The organism is Poriferisphaera corsica (assembly GCF_007747445.1).
Classification (GTDB): domain Bacteria; phylum Planctomycetota; class Phycisphaerae; order Phycisphaerales; family Phycisphaeraceae; genus Poriferisphaera; species Poriferisphaera corsica.
Window position 1 is genome coordinate 2,350,500 of record NZ_CP036425.1, and the last position, 22,853, is coordinate 2,373,352.

At 51.4% G+C, this 22,853-nt stretch carries 18 protein-coding genes; 5 read left to right on the forward strand and 13 right to left on the reverse strand.

Annotated elements, in window-relative coordinates; genetic code table 11:
- Window positions 1-5 precede the first annotated feature (5 nt).
- A complete protein-coding gene (locus KS4_RS09715) occupies window positions 6-677 on the forward strand; it encodes an MBL fold metallo-hydrolase (protein WP_145077463.1) in 672 nt (223 codons plus the stop codon).
- A gap of 50 nt (window positions 678-727) precedes the next feature.
- On the opposite strand, the gene KS4_RS09720 is transcribed toward KS4_RS09715, so the two are convergent.
- Window positions 728-1,594, reverse strand: coding sequence for a metallophosphoesterase (locus KS4_RS09720; protein WP_200761129.1), 867 nt, complete (start codon window positions 1,592-1,594; stop codon window positions 728-730).
- Window positions 1,595-1,947: 353 nt separating this feature from the next.
- Here KS4_RS09720 and KS4_RS09725 point away from each other — a divergent pair, with 353 nt between their 5' ends.
- Both KS4_RS09725 and KS4_RS09730 read left to right on the forward strand, forming a co-directional pair.
- A complete protein-coding gene (locus KS4_RS09725; protein WP_145077467.1) occupies window positions 1,948-2,880 on the forward strand; it encodes a helix-turn-helix domain-containing protein in 933 nt (310 codons plus the stop codon).
- Window positions 2,881-3,065: 185 nt separating this feature from the next.
- On the forward strand, window positions 3,066-3,806 hold the full coding sequence (locus KS4_RS09730; protein ID WP_200761130.1) for a phosphatidylserine decarboxylase: 741 nt from the start codon (window positions 3,066-3,068) through the stop codon (window positions 3,804-3,806).
- Window positions 3,807-3,882: 76 nt separating this feature from the next.
- Here KS4_RS09730 and KS4_RS09735 read toward each other — a convergent pair whose 3' ends face one another.
- The 4 genes from KS4_RS09735 to KS4_RS09750 all read right to left on the reverse strand — a co-directional run bounded on the left by KS4_RS09735 (window position 3,883) and on the right by KS4_RS09750 (window position 8,126).
- A complete protein-coding gene (locus KS4_RS09735) occupies window positions 3,883-4,596 on the reverse strand; it encodes a histidine phosphatase family protein (RefSeq protein WP_145077471.1) in 714 nt (237 codons plus the stop codon).
- 88 nt (window positions 4,597-4,684) lie between these two features.
- A complete protein-coding gene (locus KS4_RS09740) occupies window positions 4,685-6,265 on the reverse strand; it encodes an ABC transporter substrate-binding protein (RefSeq protein WP_145077473.1) in 1,581 nt (526 codons plus the stop codon).
- A gap of 31 nt (window positions 6,266-6,296) precedes the next feature.
- Window positions 6,297-7,484, reverse strand: coding sequence for a glycerate kinase family protein (locus tag KS4_RS09745; RefSeq protein WP_145077475.1), 1,188 nt, complete (start codon window positions 7,482-7,484; stop codon window positions 6,297-6,299).
- A 60-nt stretch (window positions 7,485-7,544) separates the two neighbouring features.
- Window positions 7,545-8,126: a class I SAM-dependent methyltransferase gene (locus KS4_RS09750; protein ID WP_145077477.1), complete on the reverse strand. Its 582-nt coding sequence runs from the start codon at window positions 8,124-8,126 to the stop codon at window positions 7,545-7,547.
- 212 nt (window positions 8,127-8,338) lie between these two features.
- Between KS4_RS09750 and KS4_RS09755 the strand changes: the two genes are divergently transcribed.
- Window positions 8,339-8,839, forward strand: coding sequence for a nucleoside deaminase (locus tag KS4_RS09755; RefSeq protein WP_145081579.1), 501 nt, complete (start codon window positions 8,339-8,341; stop codon window positions 8,837-8,839).
- Window positions 8,840-8,985: 146 nt separating this feature from the next.
- Here KS4_RS09755 and KS4_RS09760 read toward each other — a convergent pair whose 3' ends face one another.
- The 8 genes from KS4_RS09760 to KS4_RS09790 form a co-directional block, all read right to left on the reverse strand.
- The gene (locus tag KS4_RS09760; RefSeq protein ID WP_145077479.1) at window positions 8,986-9,582 is read right to left on the reverse strand and encodes a DUF488 domain-containing protein; all 597 of its coding nucleotides are present in this window, start codon (window positions 9,580-9,582) and stop codon (window positions 8,986-8,988) included.
- A 287-nt stretch (window positions 9,583-9,869) separates the two neighbouring features.
- On the reverse strand, window positions 9,870-12,761 hold the full coding sequence (locus KS4_RS09765) for an MMPL family transporter (RefSeq protein WP_145077481.1): 2,892 nt from the start codon (window positions 12,759-12,761) through the stop codon (window positions 9,870-9,872).
- 144 nt (window positions 12,762-12,905) lie between these two features.
- On the reverse strand, window positions 12,906-15,089 hold the full coding sequence (gene recG / locus KS4_RS09770) for an ATP-dependent DNA helicase RecG (RefSeq protein ID WP_145077483.1): 2,184 nt from the start codon (window positions 15,087-15,089) through the stop codon (window positions 12,906-12,908).
- A gap of 93 nt (window positions 15,090-15,182) precedes the next feature.
- Window positions 15,183-15,830 (reverse strand): HAD family hydrolase, encoded by a 648-nt coding sequence (locus KS4_RS09775; RefSeq protein ID WP_145077485.1) that lies wholly within the window; start codon window positions 15,828-15,830, stop codon window positions 15,183-15,185.
- Window positions 15,831-15,989: 159 nt separating this feature from the next.
- Window positions 15,990-16,154, reverse strand: coding sequence for a hypothetical protein (locus tag KS4_RS17595; protein WP_200761132.1), 165 nt, complete (start codon window positions 16,152-16,154; stop codon window positions 15,990-15,992).
- Window positions 16,155-16,857: 703 nt separating this feature from the next.
- Complete coding sequence (glgP, locus tag KS4_RS09780; RefSeq protein ID WP_145077487.1) at window positions 16,858-19,002, reverse strand: alpha-glucan family phosphorylase; 2,145 nt, start codon at window positions 19,000-19,002, stop codon at window positions 16,858-16,860.
- Between the two features lie 43 nt (window positions 19,003-19,045).
- The gene (malQ, locus tag KS4_RS09785) at window positions 19,046-20,575 is read right to left on the reverse strand and encodes a 4-alpha-glucanotransferase (RefSeq protein WP_145077489.1); all 1,530 of its coding nucleotides are present in this window, start codon (window positions 20,573-20,575) and stop codon (window positions 19,046-19,048) included.
- Window positions 20,576-20,879: 304 nt separating this feature from the next.
- Entirely contained in the window at window positions 20,880-21,563 is a 684-nt protein-coding gene (locus KS4_RS09790; RefSeq protein ID WP_145077491.1) for a nucleoside/nucleotide kinase family protein, read from the reverse strand.
- A gap of 32 nt (window positions 21,564-21,595) precedes the next feature.
- Here KS4_RS09790 and KS4_RS09795 point away from each other — a divergent pair, with 32 nt between their 5' ends.
- Window positions 21,596-22,762: a M20/M25/M40 family metallo-hydrolase gene (locus tag KS4_RS09795; protein WP_145077493.1), complete on the forward strand. Its 1,167-nt coding sequence runs from the start codon at window positions 21,596-21,598 to the stop codon at window positions 22,760-22,762.
- Window positions 22,763-22,853: the final 91 nt, after the last annotated feature.

The following is a 22,853-nucleotide window of genomic DNA, read 5'->3' on the forward strand; positions in this document are numbered from 1 at the left end:
CCAGCATGGACTACCGCATCATCAGTATCGGCACGCTTAGCACTCACGAACTCTGGGATCACCCAACACCACCTCGCACCGCTCACGCCACCACCACACTCATCCGCTCAGGCGATCGCACGATCCTCGTCGACCCTGGCCTACCTCCGCAGATCATCACCGCTCGACTCTCTGAGCGCACAGGTCTCACCCCCGACGACATCACCGATGTCTTCCTCACCAACTTCCGCCCATCACATCGCATGGGCCTCTCCGCTTTCGAGCAAGCCAAATGGTTTATCTCCGAACGCGAACGCGAAACCATCGGCCCTGCTCTCATCGAGCAATACCAAAACACCGAAGACGAGGACGTTCAACAGCTTCTTCAATACGAAGTTTCACTACTCAAGAAATGTGATGCGGCGCCCGATACACTCGCACCGCAAGTCGATCTCTTCCCCTGCCCCGGCTTCACGCCCGGCACTTGCGGTCTACTCCTCCTCGAAACCAACACGACCACACTCATCGCCGGCGACGCCGTCGCTACAGCCGAGCACTTCGAGCAAGGCCGCATCCTCCGAGGTGCCAACGACATCGAACTTGCCCAAGAATCATTTATCGAAGCCGTCGAAATCGCCGATGTCATCGTCCCCGGCCACGACAACCTCATTATCAATAAATCAAAAAATCGCTTCTAAACAAAAAGGCCTAACTTACTGTTAGGCCTTTTTCATAACTCATTTTTTTCTTACCACCTCTGAATCATTTCCAACCGATTCGACCGTTTCCCCGTCATCGGCCCGCGCCGCAGCGTATATAACGGCATGTGCGACGGACAAAACAATCGCCAACTCGTAACAAACGGCATCCCCGCATAACCAACCCCACGCGACACACCAATCATCATATCTCGATGTCGCATTAATCCTGAACTTAATCCCAGCGGCAGATCACTCGAATTAAAAAGCGCCCGCCCACCCGGTAACCGTATCTGGCCGCCATGCGTGTGACCCGACAACATCAAATCAACACCCAAATCAGATGCCAACATGAATTTCTGTGGATAGTGAAGCAACCCCAATCTCAAGCGATCCTCATCACGCCCACCACACTCGAGCGTCGCATCCATCGCCACCTTCATCCCATCAGGCCCCGACCCCTTCGTCACATTAAAACCCAACAAATCCAGCGGCCGATCCTTCACACTCACCGCATGATCACTCAACCAGTGAATCGGTAACTCCTCGCCAGCTCGCTGCCTGAACTCATCAAAATCATGATTACCAAACACACCGTACATCCCCATCGATGGATTCAGCCGCTCGCAGATCTTCTTCATCACCTTGATCGACGCATCCTCATCCCCCGGATACGACATATAGTCGCCGGTAAACACCGTCAGATCATGTCGTATCGAAGTCAACTGATTGATCAGCCGACTAAATAACCGCCCATGCCGCCTGATATGAAGATCAGAAACATGCAAAATCCGCATCCCATCCAGTTCATGCGGTAAATTTGGCAACTTTACGTCAACTGGTTGTATCAATCCATACGCTAGCGGCATCACAAGATTCCATTCTCTACTCCCCCATCGTCTACCCGGCTCAATCACACCATATATCCCGTCCTGCCCCATTTATAACATTTATTCACGCTCATTGACTACCCATAAATACCACTCCACAACCTGCCCCCATCCACAAACGACCAATCAAAACCCACCTCACATCCCTCCATATCAGTCCCCAATGACATTCATGTCACACCGATGAACACTGATCACATTCCCCCTCATGAGAAATTCAATACACATTAATAAAAAACCTTGCCATTTTAACCAGAATATTTATCCTAAATGTACCTCAGACCGGTAATTACTGCAGCATCCGCTCGCAAAATCAGTTATCATACTGAGGTCTTTTGACTCTTTTATAGACCCTCCCCTCCGGTTCCAGGAGTAGTTTCATGGCGAAGATGTTCTACACTCTTGAAGAGACGGCAGCGAAGCTTGGCGTCAGCGAACAAGAAATTAAAGATATGGCTGCAAGCGGCAAGCTACAGCAGTTCCGTGATGGCGATAAGCTCATGTTTAAATGCGCTGAAGTCGACACGATGGCTGGCAGTAGCGGCAAAGATGATTCCGCAGCACCAATCCCTCTTGCTGATTCACAAACCAACGACGCTGTCAGCCTTCATGACACAGCCATCCCACTGATGGGTGACACAAATGCTGGCACCGGCCTCGGCCTTGGTAGCAACGATTCAACCGGCATCTCCGTCTTTGACGCAGGTGAAGTTGACGCTGCTGACCCACTCGCACAAACCGTTGCGAATCAGGGTAGCCAAATCTCACTCGAATCAGTTGGTTCCGGCTCCGGTCTCCTCGACCTGACTCACGAATCAAATGATGCCTCACTCGGTGCTGACCTCTTGGAAGATATCTATCCAGGTTCAGGCGACACCGCAGCCGGCACAAACATTGACTCCGCCATCGGATCTTCCGGCATCTTCGATGCTGGTCTGTCCGCTACCGGCGCCACTTCAGGACTCGAAAACCTCGAAGGTTCAATGTCCGGCACCATGACCCCTCCATCCATGAACGCACCACTCGCGGGTGCTGACTCCGGCTCTGGCATGGTCGATCTCTCAGACAGTTTCGAAGCACCATCCGGTTTCTCAACCGGCATGCTCTTCGGCACGGTCATCTCACTCGCCATCGCACTCATCGTCATGGTCGGCGCTCACGCAGACGTCCTCACCATGATCACCGGCATGCTCCGCAACTCACGCGGTGCATACGAAATGGGTAACACCTTCTACATCCTCACTGGCGGACTCTTCGTCCTCACACTCATCTGTGGCGGCATCGGCGCTGTCCTCGGCAAAGCCACCTCATAAAATTGATTACATTGAGATATACGCTGGCAGGTCTTCGACCTGCCAGTTTTTTTATACAACTCAACACTCACGCAAACATATCTCAAACCATAGTTTTCCTATAGCATCAACTCACGCTAAAATAATCTTTCAACTGACATGACGTCACGAAATCATGCCTTGGTTTTCAATGAATGGAGACGCCCTTGAAACTCAGCGGATACGGCAAAAACGAATGGATTACCGCCATCATTATCTCGATGCTCCTCGCCGCAGCCTCCATCCTTTTTGACCTCTGGTACCTCATCATCCCCATCTTTCTCGCACTCGCCTTTGTCATCAACTTCTTCCGTGATCCCGACCGCCGCATACCCTCACAACGCGGCATCGCTGTCGCCCCATCCGACGGCCGCATCACCTCCATCCACGATATCGAATCCTACGAACCATTCGACAATCAACCCGCAACTTGCATCCGCATCTTCATGTCCGTCTTCAACGTACACGTCAATCGCTCACCATGTCACGGCCGAATCGCTTCCATCACACACACACCCGGCAAGCACACCAACACACTCAACCCCAATTGCTGTGAAGTCAATGAGCGCAACCTCATCCTCATGAAGCACCCCACCAAAGGGCATCCCGTTGCAGCCGTCCGCCAAGTCGCCGGCCTCCTCGCCCGTACCATCTGCTGCGCTGTTGAAGAAAACGCGGTCATCCAACGTGGCCAACGTATCGGCATGATCAAACTCGGCTCAACCACCGAACTCTACATCCCAAAATCACTCCTCGAAAAAGTCACCGTCGAAGAAGGCCAATCCGTCAAAGGTGGCCTCACCGTCCTCGCTCAAGTCAAAGCACAAGACAACAACCAACCATCCACCCCCACAGCGGCCGCAGAATCACATGACACCTCAACACCTGAAACCGAACCAGCCGAATAGCAATACAACCAATATCAAATACAAACAAAGGCGACTCAACGAGCCGCCTTTTTTATTGCTCAATTCATTTCAACAATCACTCATAATTATTCACTATCCCATTCGGCACACGCGCCTTATCCAATCCCTTCGCCACAAGATGCGTCTCATCACTCATATTCAAACATCGCGGTGTCGCTTTCCCACCATCTCGCTCATCCATCAACACCGTCGTCAAAGATGCCGGCCGCAAATAGAAGCTCGTCCAAAACAGCGGTAACGGTATATTCAAAAGGTGCGCCAACCATGTCAATCCCAACCCGTTATGGCAGAACACCGCAATCGCCACTTCATTCGGCTCATCATGCCGGTATACCCCACACGCATCCTTCACATACCCATGATCAGCCATAAGCAAATCTGATCCCGTTTGGATCACCTCAAATTCCCGTCTGATCCGCGGATCACTAAACCATTCATTTTCATGCCACGTCCCCCAAGTCGGTTGAGGCTCCATCTCTCTCACCAAAAAACCATGCGCGTTATATACCGCCAACGGATGACCGTTATATTCATTCTCCGACCACCAATCGACTTCTGCCAACCAATCCAAAACCTCAATCTCAAGTCCCTTCCGCTTTGCCGTATACTCCGCCGTATGCACTGCTCTCCCTTTAGGCGAACTATAAATCCGATCAATCCGCACATCATCCAATCGCTCACTCAGTGCCTCCGCCTCCTGATGCCCGAGCGCCGTAATCGTTCCATTCTCATAATCCGGGTCTGCATGCCTGATCACATAGATTCGCATCGCCAACTCCCATTTAAAATTCAAAACAAAAAAAACGCCCCAGCACCTTTGCCAGAGCGTCCATTCTATTCCCAATCCTCTCACCAGACTATTCAGCGACCGCAATCCGCCTCAACTCCACCTGCTTCTCAAGCTCAACAATCCTGCGATAGTTCTCCCTGAAAAACAAAGTCCAGGCCAACCGGTCCTGCAACTTCAAATCCGGATTCTTCTTATATCGCCCCTTCAATCCCTTAACAAAACCATCCAACACACCAAGCACCTCATCCCTTCTCAAATCATCCTCATCTTCAAGAATCAGCAACCATTGATCTCGCAACTCATCGCTTGGCCAATCAACCACCAACTCCTTTGGCATCGCATCAAACAGCCTCAACATCTCACCTTTCACTGGATTTCCATCCTCAACCCGATTGATTACCGCCCAAGCCGCCTTCAATTCTTCATGAATATCAATCGCCATCGCATGGCTCACCAACGCCACAAATCCAAAATAATCCGGCACGCCATCCACAAACGGCTTCGCCACGCTAAACGGATCCAATTCTCGATCCGCCCAATCTACCTTCCCATCAATGGTAAACATATCTCTACGAATCGGCTGCCTTCTCAACTCACTCGCGAGCGGCCCACCTGCCGTACCAATCCGTTTTTGCCAAAGCCCCTGTGCATCTTTCGTCAACAGCCACTCAATAAATTCTTTCGCAATCGCCTTATGCGGTGCACCCCGGATCACACTAATCGGGTCTGGCGTTATCGCTGTCATATAGGCTGGATCAACATACCCAACACGAACGTCATCCGTCACCGCCGCCTGAAATCGGCCATAAAAATCTATACACATCCCTAACCCAGCTTCACCACTCGAAACATCCACTGGCACCTTCGAGGAACTCGAAGCAAAATACCTTGCATTCGCAAACGCTCTACGAAGCAACGACCATCCATCCTCCCAACCCTTCCTCATCAAAATCACGTTATACGTCGCCGCAATCGAACCTGAATGTGACGGATCTGCCAACGCCGCCCAATCACGAAACTCCGGCTGCGTCATATCTAACCATGTCTTAGGCTCTTTCACACCCAACATCTCAACCACATCTCGGTTGTACACAATCCCAAAACTCGAAAGCGCCGTCCCCACCCACAATAGATCATCCCGATACAACTTCGACCCACCAATCATCTGTCCCGGAAACGCATCTTCAATAACAGCCTCATTCAACCCCGCCGGCACGCTTACCGACAACTTCCGCTCCTCACCATCGCGCTTGAACTTAATCCCCTTCGCTAATTTATTATGATCATATTCCCCGCCACCAAAAAACAGATCTACCCCAACCCCCATCTCCTCTCGCCCATCCTTCGCTGCATCCACAAACTGCGTCAATAACTGTTTCCGCAGATCCGATGTCCCTCCGCCAGCACGCCAATCAAATACCACCGTCTCCTTCCCCTGCTTCAATCGCCACTGATTAAAAGCCGTCGCAAATTCATATCGAATCTGCTCGTTATGAGGCGTCATAATAATCAACTTAGTATCACCCGCCCCATTCAATGCCACCACCTCTCCCCCTGCCTCCCCTTTAGCAGGACGCAACAGCATCGGCACGCCCACCACGATCAACAACAACCCAATAATCACGAATTTCGCTACATGGTCTTTCATAACCACGTAAGATAAACCCACTCGCTCCTCACTAAAACGTCGCTAACACATTCTTTACAATTCTCGCCGTCCCTTCACGCACCAGCTCCTTCGCATGCACCATCGCCCATCCCCGCTCATGCCCCTCACTCACCGCAATCCCCCCTTGCATCCCCCCCTTCATTCCCTCTTGATGCCCACCATTCCCTGCCCCCAGATCAACACCTGTCCCCACCGCGCCCACAACCACCCACATCGGCCTCCCCACTCGCTCACAAGCCCGTTCAACCCCCCACAACACCTTCCCTTCACTCGTCTGCCCATCCATCTTTCCCTCACCTGAAATCACCACATCCGCCCATTGCACGCGTTGCTCAAAATCCACCGCTTCAAGCACCAACTCAATCCCCGATCTCAACGCCCCCTTCAACATCGCCACCGCGCCGCCGCCTAATCCACCCGCCGCTCCTGCCCCCGCCATTCCCATCACATCCACCCCACAATCCCGCGCCATCAGCGCTCCAAGCTGCAGCATCCACGCATCCAATTCGCCAATCTCAACTGCATTCGCCCCCTTTTGCCACCCGTACACCCGCGCCGCACCATGCTCGCCACAAAATACATTCCGCACATCACACGCCACCTCCAACTTCACTTCCCCATTCTTCAGCCGCTCATCCAATCCCTCCACATCAATCCGCGATACCTTCCCCAAGAGCCCACCACTAATCTGCTGCTCAATGATCTCCCCACCATTATCATAAAACACAACCCCCAACGCCTGAGCCGCACCGCACCCACCATCATTCGTCGCGCTCCCGCCAATCCCCATAATGATCCGTTTTGCCCCCGCATCCATTGCTTCCTTCAAAAGCAGCCCCACCCCATACGTGGTTGTCCGCATCGGGTTCCTTTCCCCTTCACTCAGCAATCCTAAACCCGCAGCCTCCGCCATCTCCACGATACCAGTCTCGCCACACAGCCCCCACCTCGCCACAATCCTCCTGCCCAGCGGCTCAGTCACTTCACTACGTCTCACCTCTCCGCCCATCGCTCTAACCAGCGCATTGACCGTCCCCTCGCCGCCATCCGCCACAGGACATACATCCACCTCAACACCGCGCGCCATCACCTGCGCCGCATCCATCGCCCCCATGCGCATCGCCTCCGCAACCTCTTCCGCGCTCAGCGACTCTTTAAAACTATCCGGCGCAACCAATATTTTCAGTACCTGATCCATTTCACTCTTACTCTTATATTTCGCCAAAATTTCTGCACAGGTATCGAGGAAATAAATGATCTAGATCTTCTTCATTATCACATTCAACCAAAATTCATCTGCTCGCTTTGATCGAGCATCAACCGTTTTTAGCATCTCAACGATTTGAAATCCACCCACACTTTCGACCAATTCTCCAAAACTCGCCTCATCGTAAAAATTAAAATGCCTCCCCCGCCTTACCTCTTCTCTATCCCCGTATTTGAAGGATGAATAAAACACACCATGATCCACCAAAGCCCGATGACAATTCCGCATCACCTTCGCGATGTCATCCCGGCAAATATGAAGAATCGACGCACTCGCCCAAATCGCATCAAATGCAGACGTGAAGGACAATTTTCTCATATCCTGAATGATCACCTCATTCCCGATTACTTGACTCGCCATTTCAGCTAGATTTTCTGAAAAATCCAGAGCCGTGACCTTGTATCCTTTGCGCTTAAAATACAAGCTATCACGACCTGACCCACAGCCCAGATCTAGAACCGAATCATGCTCTTTCAAATACTTTTCAAACCGCCCATATAAATGCTTCATATCAACCTGCAACGTATCCTCAACAAAAGACGCGGCATGTTCATTGTAATACGCTTTATTCACGCGATTCTCCTTCAATCTACAAACAAAGTACTCAATAACCCCACCTCAATCAAGACGACGCTATAGATCAGCAAGCATTTCATCTAACCACATCATCCCACACACATCTACCTCGCAACACATCCTCTATAACCCTAAAATACCCGTATATGACGAATCAATCCTCAGAATCCATCTCACCCTCTCCCGAGCAAGCCGCCCATGATATCGCCATGATGCGCCTCGCCATTGAGCAAGCCCAGCTCGCCTATGATCTGCACGAAGTCCCCATCGGTGCCGTCATCTACAAACAAGACCCAGCCGACCTATTCAATCTCGACAAAACCACCATCCTTGCCGCCGCTCACAATCTCCGCGAATCCAACGCTGACCCCACCGCCCACGCCGAAATCCTCGCCCTAAAACAAGCCGCTCAAACCCTTGGCACATGGCGTCTCGACGATTGTGGCCTCGCCGTCACCCTCGAGCCCTGCCCCATGTGCGCAGGCGCCCTCGTCAACGCGCGACTCGGCCATTGCATCTACTCACTAACCGACCCCAAAATGGGCTGCGTCGACACCCTCTATTCCCTGCTTAGTGATACCCGCTTCAACCACCGCCTCCCTTCACGAGCAGGCATCCTCCAAGACGACTGCCTCGCACTCTTACAATCCTTCTTCAAAGCCCGGCGCAGCAAAGACAACCGCCCACCCAAACCTAAATACAATTCTTAATCACATTTGGTTCGCTTGCATGCGTTTGTGCTGCATGACTCAAGCAAACCCTCCCTCAAGGCATCTGTTCTCTTCATCGTGGCCGCAATTACCAGCCAATCGATCATTATCGAAATTTATCGAAGACGTAATCATCACTAACCGTCCTAAAATTTCCGGTACGCGATCTCCAAACCTCGCGCCTCATACGCGACTCTCACCGCTTCTTCATACCCGTCCATCACATTAAATAAATGCCTCGACCTCATTCTATTCACCAAATAGACTTCGATCTCAGCCTGACTCATCAGGTCCCCATCCCCCATCACATGTGACACCACCGCACCACGTCCCGACAACTCTCTCGCCACCAAAATCGCCCGATGGCAATCCCACGGCTCGCGCTCGGCGCACATCAGCGCCAACCGCCTCCCCCCCTGCGCCATCTCCATCACACGCTCAATCCCCTCATGAAATCGCGGCAACTCCGCCACCTGTTCATACACCGCCACACCCTCTACATAACATCCCTCCTCTTCTCTTCTCGCGCCCAGTTCCCCTCCCAACCACTCATATACAATCCCCTCACTCCGCAACGAAGCCGCAAGCCCCTCACCCACAAACTGTTTCCACCTGCTCCAAGGCCGCGACCTTACATCAACCAAAACATCAATATCGTACTTCTTCAACAGGGACATAAACTTGTCTAATCTGTGATTAGAATGACCAATCGTATAGATCATCTCGATATGCCGCGTACTCATCTAGAATCACTTTCCGTCCGCCCCATTATGAGACCTCAATTGGCTCCAATCACATCATCTTTATATGCAAACGCCGTGCCAAAATTCTAAAATTTTCAAGGCGCGCACAAACACGCTTTTGCCCCGCGCGCTTGCGTGAAAGTTCGTGTATTCTTTTCAATTTTTTGCCTATTTCTCACCAAACTCTGGCCCAAACCCACCCTTTTTGCCAAAATTGACTACAGGAAAACCATCGATTTTTATTTTTTGTGCGCAGATCCGCGATAGGCATCCAGTCACATCTCGAATTAAACCGCACTCTTCTCTTTCATCTCTTCACGTTTTTCTCGCTGTCTTGTCCGCAATTCCAAGCACGTCGGCAAGATCATCCAACAAGCCAGCAGCGTCATCCCAATCCCCAACATCATCACAAAACCCAGCCCCGCCATCCCCCTATGAGATGAAATCATCAGCGATCCAAACCCGATCATCGTCGTGTAACTCGTTAACGACACACCCTTTCCAACACCCCCACTCAAACCCAACGGACGCGTAAACCTGTCCTGCCGGTACCGATGAAGAATATGCACACCAGCATCCACACCAATCCCAAACATCAGCGGCAAAACAATGATGTTCGCCGGATTAATCTGAATCCCAACCAGATACAAAATCCCAAACGTCAGCGCAAACCCAATCATCACAGGTGTTAAGCACAATACCGTGTCGTTCATCTTCCGGAAATCAATCCACAGCAATATAAACACCAAACACAGCGCATATACACCCGCCTCAAGATACGATTTCCAAATCAAAGCCCCTGATTCGTAAATCTGTACAATCACCCCAGTTACATCCGGGTCCACCGCCCGCATCTCCCCAATAAACGGCTTCAACACCCCCTCTGACAACGGGCCCATCATCTCGTATTCATGCTCTCGCATTTCTGCATCATCAGATATATCCGCTGCGTTATAACCGTTGAAAGTGTCGGTCTTCGGAAAAACTTCTATCGCGTAAAGTGTTTGCCCATTAATGGTTGCAACATACGGGCTGATAATCTCCTCAGGCAAATCCTCTTCAGTTAATGGCTCAGTACTGAGTGTTTGATCAATCAGAGCAGCACTCGATCGCTGCCAAACAACAAAATCCTTCTGCAACGCGGCAAGCCTTGATTGACGTTCCACTTCATCCAACGCGCTACTATTGCGGCTGAAATGAGTTAACGAATCATCCAAATTCTGTAAACTCATACGAATATCAGGCGGAGCAGAATAGATCGCTGCATTAAGCAAAGCTCGAAGATTATTAACCTGTTTCAGCAAGTCTTCACCATGAGCGGTTTGGCTTGCGTCTGATGCTTCATTCTGTGCGTTTACATTGGAAGAATCACTGTCACCATCTAACTGATGATTAGAACTAAGCACTTGATTAAGCGTCGGTTCCAACTCAGCGCGAACATTTTTGATCTGTTCAATTTTTTGCGCATCATCCGGCGGGATTAATAGCGCAATTCCAGCCAAACTCCCGACCGTCGGTAATTGCCTGAAACGCTCCGATTCCTCACGCGCCGCTGTCAAGCTATCCACCACACTTACACCGAAGTAAATCGATTGATCCCCTTCTTCAGTGATCTTTTCCTGCCAAACGACTGAGGGGACATTCTCAGGCAAAAGCTCTAAAAGATTGTAATCAAAGGTCATACGTGAGATCGCAAATCCCGCTGCGGCAGTAATGCAGGCCGCAATACAAAGCGTGATCCACGGATGCTTCACAAACGGCATGATCCAGTGCTCTTTAAAAAAGTCCACGACACGCGTATCAATCGGCGTGATGTGTCGGTGCTTATACTTAAACAGCCGCAATAAAGAGGGATATACCGCGAACATGGAAATCAGACAGAGAATAATCCCAGCCGAGGCAATCTGCCCCATCTCGGCCACACCGGCATAATCGGTAAACATCGTTGTCGCCAACGCTGCGGCGGTTGTAATAGCGCCGGTCACGAGGCCAGGCCCAATGGTTTCGAAGGTGTCTCTGATCGCGTCGGCGAAGCCGTCGATGGTGTCGGGGTAGTCGTGGCGAACAAGTTCGAAACGTGTGGTGATATGGATTCCAAAATCGATACCAAGGCCGAGAAGGATGACGGTGAATATGACACTAATCAACTGTAAGTGTCCGATTGTGAGGGTGAGGTAGCCGAAGGTCCAAGAGATGCCGATGGCGAGTGTGAGGAGCATGAGGAGTGGGGATTTGAAGGAGTGGAATGAAGTTATGAGGAGGGTTGCGATGAGGATGGCGGCGAGGATGGAGGCCTTGATGGAATCGTTGTTAGCGGCCTCAGTCTCATCGGTTTCGACGACGTCGATGCCGGTGAGGCCGAGTTCAATGTCGGGATGTTTCTCTCGGACAAGGGCGAGTTCGTGTCGGATTGATTTGATTGCGTTTTCGTAAGGGGTGAGTGCACCGTCCGATTCACGGGGGGTGATGCGGAGGAGGAGGAGGCGCTGGTTGCGGGTCATGAGGTACTCCCAATGGGAGATACCGTTTTGGGATTTTGTGATGGCGAGGAGATCAACATCCTCGGCGGCGGGTGTTTCGATACGGGTGTTAAATGCGTCTACGAGCGCAGTGAGGTTATCAATACGTGCATTGAGTTGATTAACATCTATTGGTGCGTTAGAAGGTTTCTCCCGCATCTTGAGAATGGTGCGTTGAAGAAGGATTGCGGGCGTTGGGCTTTGCAGGAGTGATTTTGATTCAGCAATATCATCCATCTTTGCTGAAAATTCGTTGGGAGGGAGGAGACGAATGGTGCGCGGCGAGACTTCGGAAGGGTCAAAACCCCAGACGGCCTGTGAAACGTAAGGAAGGTTTTGCAGTGTTGGGCCGAGTGTATCGACGAGCGCTTTGACGCGTTTGACTTTGTCAGGGTCAGGTTGATTGTTGTTGTAGGTATCGATTGCGATGATGAAGTCGGCGTTGCCGGTGAAGTTCTCTTGCCATCGAATAAAGTTTTGGTTCCAGGGGAGATCGCGGGAGATAAGATCGTTGCGATTCGGCTTAAAAGTGATGGTGGTGAGCGTGTATCCGATGCAAATGAATGCGATCAGGCATGCGATAGAGAGGATTGCCCACGGGTGCGTGCTGACGATGCGTGACCAGCGGGTTAGTAGATGATGGCGAAAACGTTCGAGCATAGTGTGAATATCGTATGAATGAGGGTTGATTCTGGCAAAATAGTGCTGGTGCTAATGGTTAGTGCTAGTCGCAACCGCGGCAACTGTGTGTGTTCATGAAGATCATCATAGCGTGTGTCATCATGTATGGGGGGGGATTGGGGGCTAGCCGACATCGATGAGGCCGAGGGTGTGGCCGTGGGTTTTCAGGAGAACGGATTTTAAGAGGGCGTTGGGTTCCGATTTGAGGAGCGGGTCGGTTTCGATAATGGATTCGGCGTCACGTTTGGCTAGCATGAGGAGGTCCATGTCTTGTGGGATTTGGGCAACGCGGAGTGGTGCGGCTCCGGCTTGTCGTGTGCCGAAGAAATCACCCATGCCACGGATTTCGAGGTCGAGTTCCGAGATTTTGAAGCCATCGTTTGAGGAGGCGATGGCTTTCATGCGTTTTTCGCCGTCTTCAGTTGTGGGTTCAGCGATGAAAACGCAGAGGGACTTGATGCCATGGGTGCCACGCCCGACGCGGCCTCGAAGTTGGTGAAGTTGCGCGAGGCCGAAACGCTCGGCGTGCTCGATGATCATGATTGTTGCGTTGGGAACGTCGACGCCGACTTCGATGACGGTGGTGGCGACTAACACATGGATAGAGCCGTCACGGAATTGCTTCATGACTTCTTCGCGCTCTTCGGATTTGAGGCGGCCATGGACGAGTCCGACTTTTGAGTCGGGGCAGTATTTGTTTTGGATGAGCTTGGCGTGGTCGGTGACATTGCGGAGTTGTTTTTTGGGGTCGTCTTCGAGGCCAGAGTTTTCGATTGCGGGGAGAACGACGTAGGCTTGCTCGCCGCGAGCGAGACGATCATTGAGATAGCGGTAGACGTCATCGGTTTTGTTCATGTCAACGACACGGTTGATGATGGGTGAGCGTCCGGGGGGTAGGCCACGGATGGTGGAGACGTCGAGGTCGCCGAAGACGGTAAGGGAGAGAGTACGAGGGATGGGCGTTGCAGTCATGACAAGATGATGCGGAATCTTCCCCCCGCCGCCCCCCTGTTTTCCTCCCTGATTTTTGTCATCAGTGGTGTTTTTCGATTTCAAGAAAGCCCTTTGCATGACACCGAAACGGTGCTGCTCGTCGATGATAACGACGGCAAGGTCTTTGAACTCGAAGGTGTCGGAGAGGACGGCGTGTGTGCCGATGACGATGTCGATGTCGCCGGACTGGATTTCGTCGTGGATGATTTGGCGTTTTTGCTTTTCGGCTTTGGTTGTGCCGGAACCTGTGAGGAGTGCGACAGACACGTTGGTGTTGTGGAGCATATTACAGATGGAGAGGTAATGCTGCTCAGCGAGAAGTTCGGTGGGTGCGAGCAGGACGGCTTGCTTGCCTGAGGTGTAGGCGGCGAGGAGCGCGTAGAGAGCAACAGCGGTTTTGCCGGAGCCGACATCCCCCTGAAGAAGACGATTCATGGGTGATATGCGGGAAAGATCGTGTGCGATTTCTTTAACGACAGCGTTTTGATCGTCGGTGAGTTCAAAGGGATAACAATCGCGGATCTGTTTGTCGATTTCTGGCGTGATGGTGAGCGGTGGGGATTGAAGACGATCGCGGACGAATGCTTTTTTCATAGCGATGCCGAGTTGGAGAAGGAGAAGCTCGTTGTAGGCGAGACGGCGGCGTGCGGCTTTTGTTTCGTCGAGGTCGTTGGGCTGATGCACCATGCGGAGCGCATCAGCGAGCGGGGGCATTTCATGATGTTTGAGAAGATCGTCGGGAAGCGGGTCGATGAGATGAGGAAGGACAGCGGGAAGAATATTCTCGATGACACGTTCGATGTGCGAGGAGGCGAGTTGTTCGGTGGCGGGATAGACGGGGCGGAGTTTGTCGTCACGGGCTGGCTCGAGGTCGGGTTCGGCGAGTTTCTCCCATTTAGGGTTGATGATCTGGGTGTAGTTGCCGAAGGATTTGGTTTTGCCTTGAACGCGCAGGTAGTCACCGATTTGGATACGGCGAGAGAGGTATTGGGCGTTGAACCATGTGAGAAGCAGTGAGCCTGTGTCGTCTTGGAGGGAGACTTCAAAGCGGCCTTTCTTGCCGAAGCGTCCGGGAACCCAGCGGAGTTCGGCGACCTGACCGCGTGCGGTGGCGATGGCGTCTTGAGAGATGTTTTCGATTTGATCTTCAGCAGCCTCGTACTCATATCGCATGGGGAGATGGCGAAGGAGGTCGGAGGTGGTGCGGATGTCGAGGCGTTGGATGAGTGTGTTGGCACGTTTGGGGCCGACGCCGGGGAGCTTGGCGATGGGTGTGGACATGCGGATGGATTGCTTGGATGAAGACGCGGTCATGAGGCTATTGTAAGGGAGGTGAGGGGGATGAGGGAAGTGCGTGTCTATGACATACTATTTGCTGTTTCTTTTCGATGAGTGTTGGTGAGGTCGTTAGATATTGTGTTGCAACCAGGTTGTGAAATCTTGAATTGTATGAAACAAGAAATCTGGCTTCAGTTCAAGTAGCTTGTCTGGATTTGTGGTTGAGGCCCATGCGGCGGCGACAATGGGAATGCCGACGGAATGACTTGCGGTGATATCACTGGGCACGTCGCCAACGTAAATCATTTCTGTCTTGTCCAGCGGCTTCAGGTAGTCAATGACGGCTTGAATTCCGTCTGGTTTTCTTGGGCCGTATTGGTGACCGGTTTCAATCATTTCAAAGAAATGCTTGATGCCAAATTTACGTAGTGATATTTCAGTGCTGAGTTTGCCTTTACCTGTCACCATTGCAATTCGAATGCCTTTGTTTTTGAGTAGAGTCAATAAATCGATGATCCCTTCAAAAGGTTCCAAGCACATATCATGTAGATCTTCGTAATGAGAAAGATAGCTGGCCAACCCCTGCTCATAATGATCTGGGGCTAATGCCATAATGGTCCCTTCTTCTGAAGGACCAAAGGTTGCGATAATTTCGTGATCTGAAATGGGTTTATTCGTCAATGGCTCGACAGATTGTCTGAAGGCTTCGATGCAAAGAGGCAGAGTATTGGCAATAGTACCATCGAGATCAAAAATGATTGCTTTGATTTTATTCATGTGAAATCTAAGAAATCTATCTTGGGTTGATTCTATACAACTTTACAGTAACACGGCCATGCGAATCGCGTAACTGAATATGCTTAGGATAACACGGCTATAGATGTGATGTAAGAGTGGAAGAAACCGAGACACCTTTTTGCCGAAGCGTCTGTGAACTCAACGGAGTTTGGCGACTTGGGGGATGTTGACGGCAGCTTCGTACTCGTAGCGCATGGGGAGATGACGCGGCAGGTCTGAGGCGGTGTGGACGTCGAGGCGTTGGATGAAAGCATTTGCGCGTTTAGGGCCAACGCCGGGCAGTTTGGCGACAGGCGTGGACATGGGGGTATTGTACGGAAGGTGAAGGAGTGTGTGAATTGCGAAAAAGTTCTGTAAATAATATCTAATATATGCATTTTAATAAGTTACTTAATTTTGCTTCGGTTAACTAAATGAAGATATTTCAACTATATCGCTGGTATCCACCAACTCGCTACCTATTCTTTCCGCTTTATCGACGTCTTCGCCACAAGATGCATTTCCCCATCGTAATTTCATACTTTCTCGTTTGGATAACTAGCGCAATTCTTCATGGTTTGCTAATTCTGATTACAGGCAATGTTATTGCAGCATTATTTTTTACTCTGACTTTTATTTGCTTGGGAACTCTAGGATCTATTACGGCAATTGCAAAACAACTGCAGGCCAGAAAATCCTATTCGTAATTCCACGTCTAACAAATTTTGTGAATGTTGTCTCTCAAGAGCCTGCAACCTGTCAGGTCGCAGCCATTGGAGTTGTAGTATTTTTTCGCTGGTTGTTGCAAACACCCCACGACCCGCGGTCGTGGGCTTGATGGGTCATATCTAACCAAGTATTAGAGCGTATAGAAAAATCGGCTCACCGGAATTTGATCTTGGCGGCGAGCCGATTGTGGTTGCACGGTTATTCTGTTTTACTTAGCTCATCCCAATCTACAGATGAACTGACCCACTACTGTTCGAACTTTAAAACCGTGCGGGTGTTGGTGTATGCTCAATTTAGCCTATTTTTTAAGGGCATCGCGGTGAGCGGGGAGATAGTACTGGCTTGTATAGTCTCCGAGCATGCGGTGCGTGCTGAACTGAGCACAGACAGTTTTCATTGATGCTTCCATCATGTCGACCCACTTGGTGGCGACGCCTTCCTTGTTGGTCTTGTAGAAAGTCGGAAGCATTTGTTTTTCGAGGATGTCGTAGAAGGAGTTGGCATCATAGGTGTCTTGCTCGGATTGTTTATCGAACTGTTTGCCACCGATGGCGTAGCCGTTCTTTTTGTTGTATGACTCAGGCCACCAACCGTCGAGGATGGAGCAGTTGATGCCGCCGTGTAGTGGTGGCTTCATGCCTGAGGTGCCTGATGCTTCCATTGGGCGAAGTGGGTTGTTGAGCCAGACATCGACGCCGGAGGTGAGCATACGGCCGACTTGCATGTCATAGTTTTCGATGACAGCGATACGACCACGGAAACCGGGCTGCTTGGAGAACTCGACGATTTGCTGAAGGTACTTCTGACCATCCTTGTCGGCTGGGTGAGCTTTACCTGCAAAGACGAACTGCACGGGGCGGTCGGTGCTTGCGATGATGGCTTTGAGACGCTTCATGTCGTGGAAGATGAGCGGAGCACGTTTGTAGGTTGCGAAGCGACGTGCGAAGCCGATGGTGAGTGTGTTTTCGTCGAGCATGGTTTGAGCAGTGACGATGTCTTCGAGAGGTTGGCCGTGCTTGATGGCTTGCTGAACGAGACGCTCGCGGACGAAACGGATGAGACGTGTGCGAAGCATTTTGCGTGTGTTCCAGAGAACGTCTGCTGGGATTTTGTCAGCCTTCTTCCACCAGTCTGAATCGGCGTTTGGTGAAGCCCAGTTTGGCTTGAGGTATTTGGTGTAGAGCGGCTCGATTTCAGGTGCGAGCCATGTTTGTGAGTGGATGCCATTGGTGACGTGACCGATTGGAACTTCGTCTGGATCGGAGAGGCCGAAGTGGTCGATCCACATGCGGCGTGATGTGTCGCCGTGAAGCTCTGCGACGCCGTTGGCACGTTCACAGAAGTTGAGTGCGAGAACAGTCATGCAGAAAGGTGCGTTCTTGTTATCGAGGTCTTCTGAGCCGAGTTGGAGAACGTCGTTGACGGAGAGGCCGGTGTCTTCACCTGCGTACTGTGAGAGGTACTTGCGAGCCATTTTGACGTCGAAGCGGTCGTGGCCTGCGGGGACTGGTGTGTGTGTGGTGAAACAGCCACCTGCGCGGACGGTTTCCATTGCTTCTTCGGAAGGGACGCCTTCTTTGAGGAGTTCAGAGAAGCGGTGGAGGCCGTTGAATGCGGCGTGGCCTTCGTTGAGATGATAGACGGTTGGTTCGATGTCGAGTGCTTGAAGAGCGAGTGTGCCGCCGACGCCGAGGATGAGTTCTTGGCGGATACGTGTTTCGTTGTCGCCGCCGTAAAGGAAGTGCGTGATTTCACGGTCTTTTGGTGTGTTTTCTTCGATGTCGGTGTCGAGGAGGTAGGCTTCGATGCGGCCAACTTTTGCGAGCCACACTTTGGCGTGGATACGACGACGACCGACAGGGACAGGAACGATGATGCCTGTGTCTTCGATTGGGAAGTCGTTGAAATCGTATTCTGGGTAGACGGCTTTGGTTGAGCCGTCGGCTTCGATTTCCTGGCGGTAGTAGCCGTGACGGTACATGAGGCCGACGGCGGTCAGTGGGATGCCGAGGTCTGAGGCTGATTTGAGGTGATCACCAGCGAGAACGCCGAGGCCGCCGGAGTAGATGGGGAATGATTCATGGATGGCGAATTCAGCACAGAAGTATGCGATGCGCGCTTTTTTGTCCTTGCCTTTGACGGTGCGGTCGAACCAAGTCTTTGATTTCATGTAGTCGGCGAATTGTTTTTGTACGGCCTTGAGATTTTTGAGGAAGGCTTCGTCGGAAGCGAGTGTGAGCAAGCGGTGGTCTGGTGCTTGTTTGATGGTTTGGAGTGGGTTGCGTTCTGTGGCTTCCCAGAGCATGGGATCGATGGCGGCGAAAAGACGCTGCGCGGAGGAGTTCCATGTCCACCAGAAGTTGGAGGCGATATCACAGAGTTGGTCGGCTATCTGCTGGATAGATGCTTGCTGTTGACGTTTGGTTTGAGCTGCTTTAGTCATTGTTAACACCACTTAAAAAACAGTTTAAAATCCTAATCGTGTATTAGTTTGCCTGTGTACGGCCGTAAATATCGGTTAGTTGAGCGAGCCGTTTGGCGATACGTTTATTGAGCTGGCGAGGTTCGAGTCGCCAGGCCCAGTTGTTTTCGATTGTGCCGGGGAGATTCATGCGTGATTTACCATCGAGGCCGAGGAGGTCCTGGACGGGGAAGACGGCGAGGTTGGCGGGTGAGGACATGGCGAGACGGATGAGATCCCAGTGGATTTCATCGGTTGAACCGAGCGAAACTTTTGTGCGTTGAGCGGTCGTGAGGCCGTTGGATTTTGATTTATCCCGTTTCGTTTCGACCCACCAGCCGCATGTCGTGTCGTTGTCGTGTGTGCCGGTGTAGACGACGGATTGTGGGGGGAAGTTGTGTGGCGCGTGATAGGAGTTGTCGTCGCCGAAAGCGAATTGAATGATGCGCATGCCAGGGAAGTTGAATTGGTCGCGGAGCGCTGCGGCTTGTGGCGTGAGGATACCGAGGTCTTCGGCGATGATGGGCATGTTGCCGATGGCTTTTTTGAGAGCATTGAATACGGATGGGCCGGGGCCGGGGCGCCATTTGCCGTTACGTGCGGTGGGTGCGCCGTATTTGACGGCCCAGAAGCGGGCGAAGCCGAGGAAGTGATCAATGCGTACGGAATCGAAGATAGAGAAGGTTTGTTTGAACCGTTCGATCCACCATTTGTATTTGGTTTGCTTATGTCTATCCCAGAGATAGAGTGGGTGGCCCCAAAGTTGGCCTTCATCGGAGAAGGCATCGGGGGCTGCGCCGGACACTTCGCGTGGCAGGCCGTTGGCTTTGAGGTCGAAAAGATCGGTGTGTGACCAGACGTCTGCTGAGTCGTGTGCGATAAAGATGGGGATGTCGCCGACGAGAGATATACCCTTTGAATTGGCGTATTTTTTGAGTTTCATCCATTGTTTGTGAAAGATGAATTGGATGAAGGTGTGATAGGCGATGCCGTCGGCGTATTCTTCACGCGCTTCTACGAGTGCTTCTGGTTTATGCTTTGCGAGTGGCTTGGGCCATTCCCACCATGGGAGCGATTCGTGGGCGTCTTTGATGGCGCAGAAGAGGGTATAGTCGGGAAGCCAATGTTTTTGTTCTTTGAGAAATTTTTTGTAGGCGGCAGTGTTTTGTTTTTTCTTTGCGATGAAGCGTTCGAAGGCGATGCCAAGGCGATCGGCGCGGAACTTCATGACGCGGGGGTAGAAGACTTTTTTGTCAGAGAAGGATTTAAGCGGTTTTATTTCGGCTTTGGTGAGCAAACCATCATTGACAAGGTCGACGAGTGAGATGAGGAGGTATGAGCCAGCGAATGCGGAGGTAGAGTTGTATGGAGAGCCTGAACCGTCGACTGGGCCGATGGGAAGCATTTGCCACCATGCCTGGTTGGCCTCGTTCAGGAAATCGACGAAGTCGTAGGCAGATTGGCCGAGGTCACCGGAACCATGCTTACCGGGTAGGGATGTTGGGTGCATGAGGATGCCGCTGGAACGACGATCAAGTTGAGGCAATTTACGCATTGTTGGGAACCTTCTGAAACTGCGCGAGGATTTTATCTGTCAGGGAAATGCGAATGCGTGAATTCATGAAAATGAATGATTCGCAACTTAGTCCCATGAGCGGAGATTGTAGCACAGTTTAACCGTTTAACCAGTGTAAAACAGACGTTAAGCGTACTTTTTTTGCCAAATTTGTTTAACACACAAACCTTGTTAAATACGTATGTTATGTTTATCGGCTAGATACCAAGTATGTTTGACGATGTTTTAGTCTGTTTTTAGTCACTGATTTTAGTTATGCCCGGTGGTTAACAGATTTGAGGCACTACGGCCAAATGGCGACGCAATCGGCAGGGACAGAATGATTCAGTACAAGTTGCATGTTGGGCTGATCGACATGACTCACATGCTGATCGATTTGCGCTTGGGGCTTGGGATTGGCGGATTGGGCGTGCCGATTGAGAATGCGAGCGGTGCAGATATCAGCGGACGTATTAATGAAAATGGAGAATGAAAACAGAGACTGGAGTTGAGTCCAAGGCGGTTGATCGAGTAGTAGATAGTTGCCTTCAGTGATGATGAGATGCGTCTGCGAATGAATCTGGTGCTCAGGAGACTGGCGTGCAACGGGTTCGTGAAGATCACGGTCATAAAAAGGGATATAGGGGGTGGCGGGTTTTAATTGGGCTTGTGTGAGAAGTTTTTTGTATGAAGAGAAGTCAAAAGTGCTGGGAGAGCCTTTGATTTTTGTAAGGTGTTGCTGGCTTAATTGCTGGTTGGTGAGGTGGAAGCCGTCCATGGGGATCAGTGCGGCGTAATGAGCGGCCGTAAGGTTATTGATTTGGCTGGCGAGAGAATGAGCGAAAGTTGATTTGCCTGAGGCTGGCGGGCCGGCGATGGCGATGACGGGACGATGCGTGGCTGTGGGAGGAAATTGGTTGACAAGAAAAGTGGCGAGCTGTTGTGTCGCTTGCGAAGTGATAATGATATGGTTTGGGGACGGGTGCATAGGATAGTCAGATTGATCAGGAGACTCGTTTGATGATACCAGAGAATGTTGTTGAATTGTTACAGGTGATGGTGCGGTGCGACACGGTCAATCAGTCGGTGAGCGGCGTGCTGAAAGCTGAGCAGCGATTGGCGGAGATATTAAAGGGGATTGCGGAGGAGATGGGGTTTGAGACGCGGTATTTGCCGGTAGATGACGGGCAGGCGGATCAGTTATTGGTGACTTATCAAGTTGGCGAGGGGAAGCCTTGGGTTTGGTTCGACAGTCATATGGATACGGTGAGTGTCGCGGGCATGACGATTGAGCCGTTTGGCGGCGAGATCAAGGATGGGAAAATGTGGGGGCGCGGGACGTGCGATACGAAGGGTACGGGGGCGTGCATGTTGTGGGCGATGCATGCGTACAAACAGAGTGGGTGCGCGGAGAATAATATTGCGCTACTTTTCTCGATTGATGAAGAGGAAGGAATGACGGGGATACGATCATTTGTAAGAAAAGATTACGAGGCGATAGGGATCGAGCCGGTGGGTTTTGTGGTAGGCGAGCCAACGAAATGCGAGCCGATTGTGAGGCATAATGGGGTGTTTCGGGGCGAGGTTTGGACGTATGGCAAGGCGGCTCATTCGAGTGAACCTGAGAATGGTGTGAGCGCGATTAGCGCGATGGCTCGGTTATTGCTGAAGATTGAAGGGGAATATATTCCGACACTGAATGCGCGTGATGAACTGACGGGCAAGGCGCAGATGAGTATGAACAAGATTTTGGGAGGCGAATCACTGAATGTAATCCCGGATGCTTGTTTGGCTTATGTCGATCGAAGATTGGTGCCGGGAGAAAAGGCGGCAGATGCGTTTAGAGAGTTTGAAGCGTTCGTCGCGGATTATACAAAACGAGAAGACGAGGGATTGAATTACGAGTTAAAAATGACGCTCGCGGTGCCGGGGATGGATGCGGGCGAGGACGAGCGGCTTTTGCGTGGGATACAAGGGGTATGCGAGGAACTCGGGGTGCGTAACGAGGGATTGGGTGTCGCGTATGCGACGCATGGTGGATATTTACGCGAGACAGGGCAAAGCGTGGTCGTGATCGGGCCTGGGGATATTGCTCAGGCCCATACAAAGGATGAATATGTAGAGCTTGAGCAAATCGAATTGGGAATGAAGCTATATCTGGGGATCATGAAGGCTGAAATGGGATAAATGCGGGGTGTTGCGTGATATGTTAAAATGGTGATTCGTCAATTGGGGCGGGCTGTGTCGTGGCTAGAGGCTGGGACATCACTATGATAGG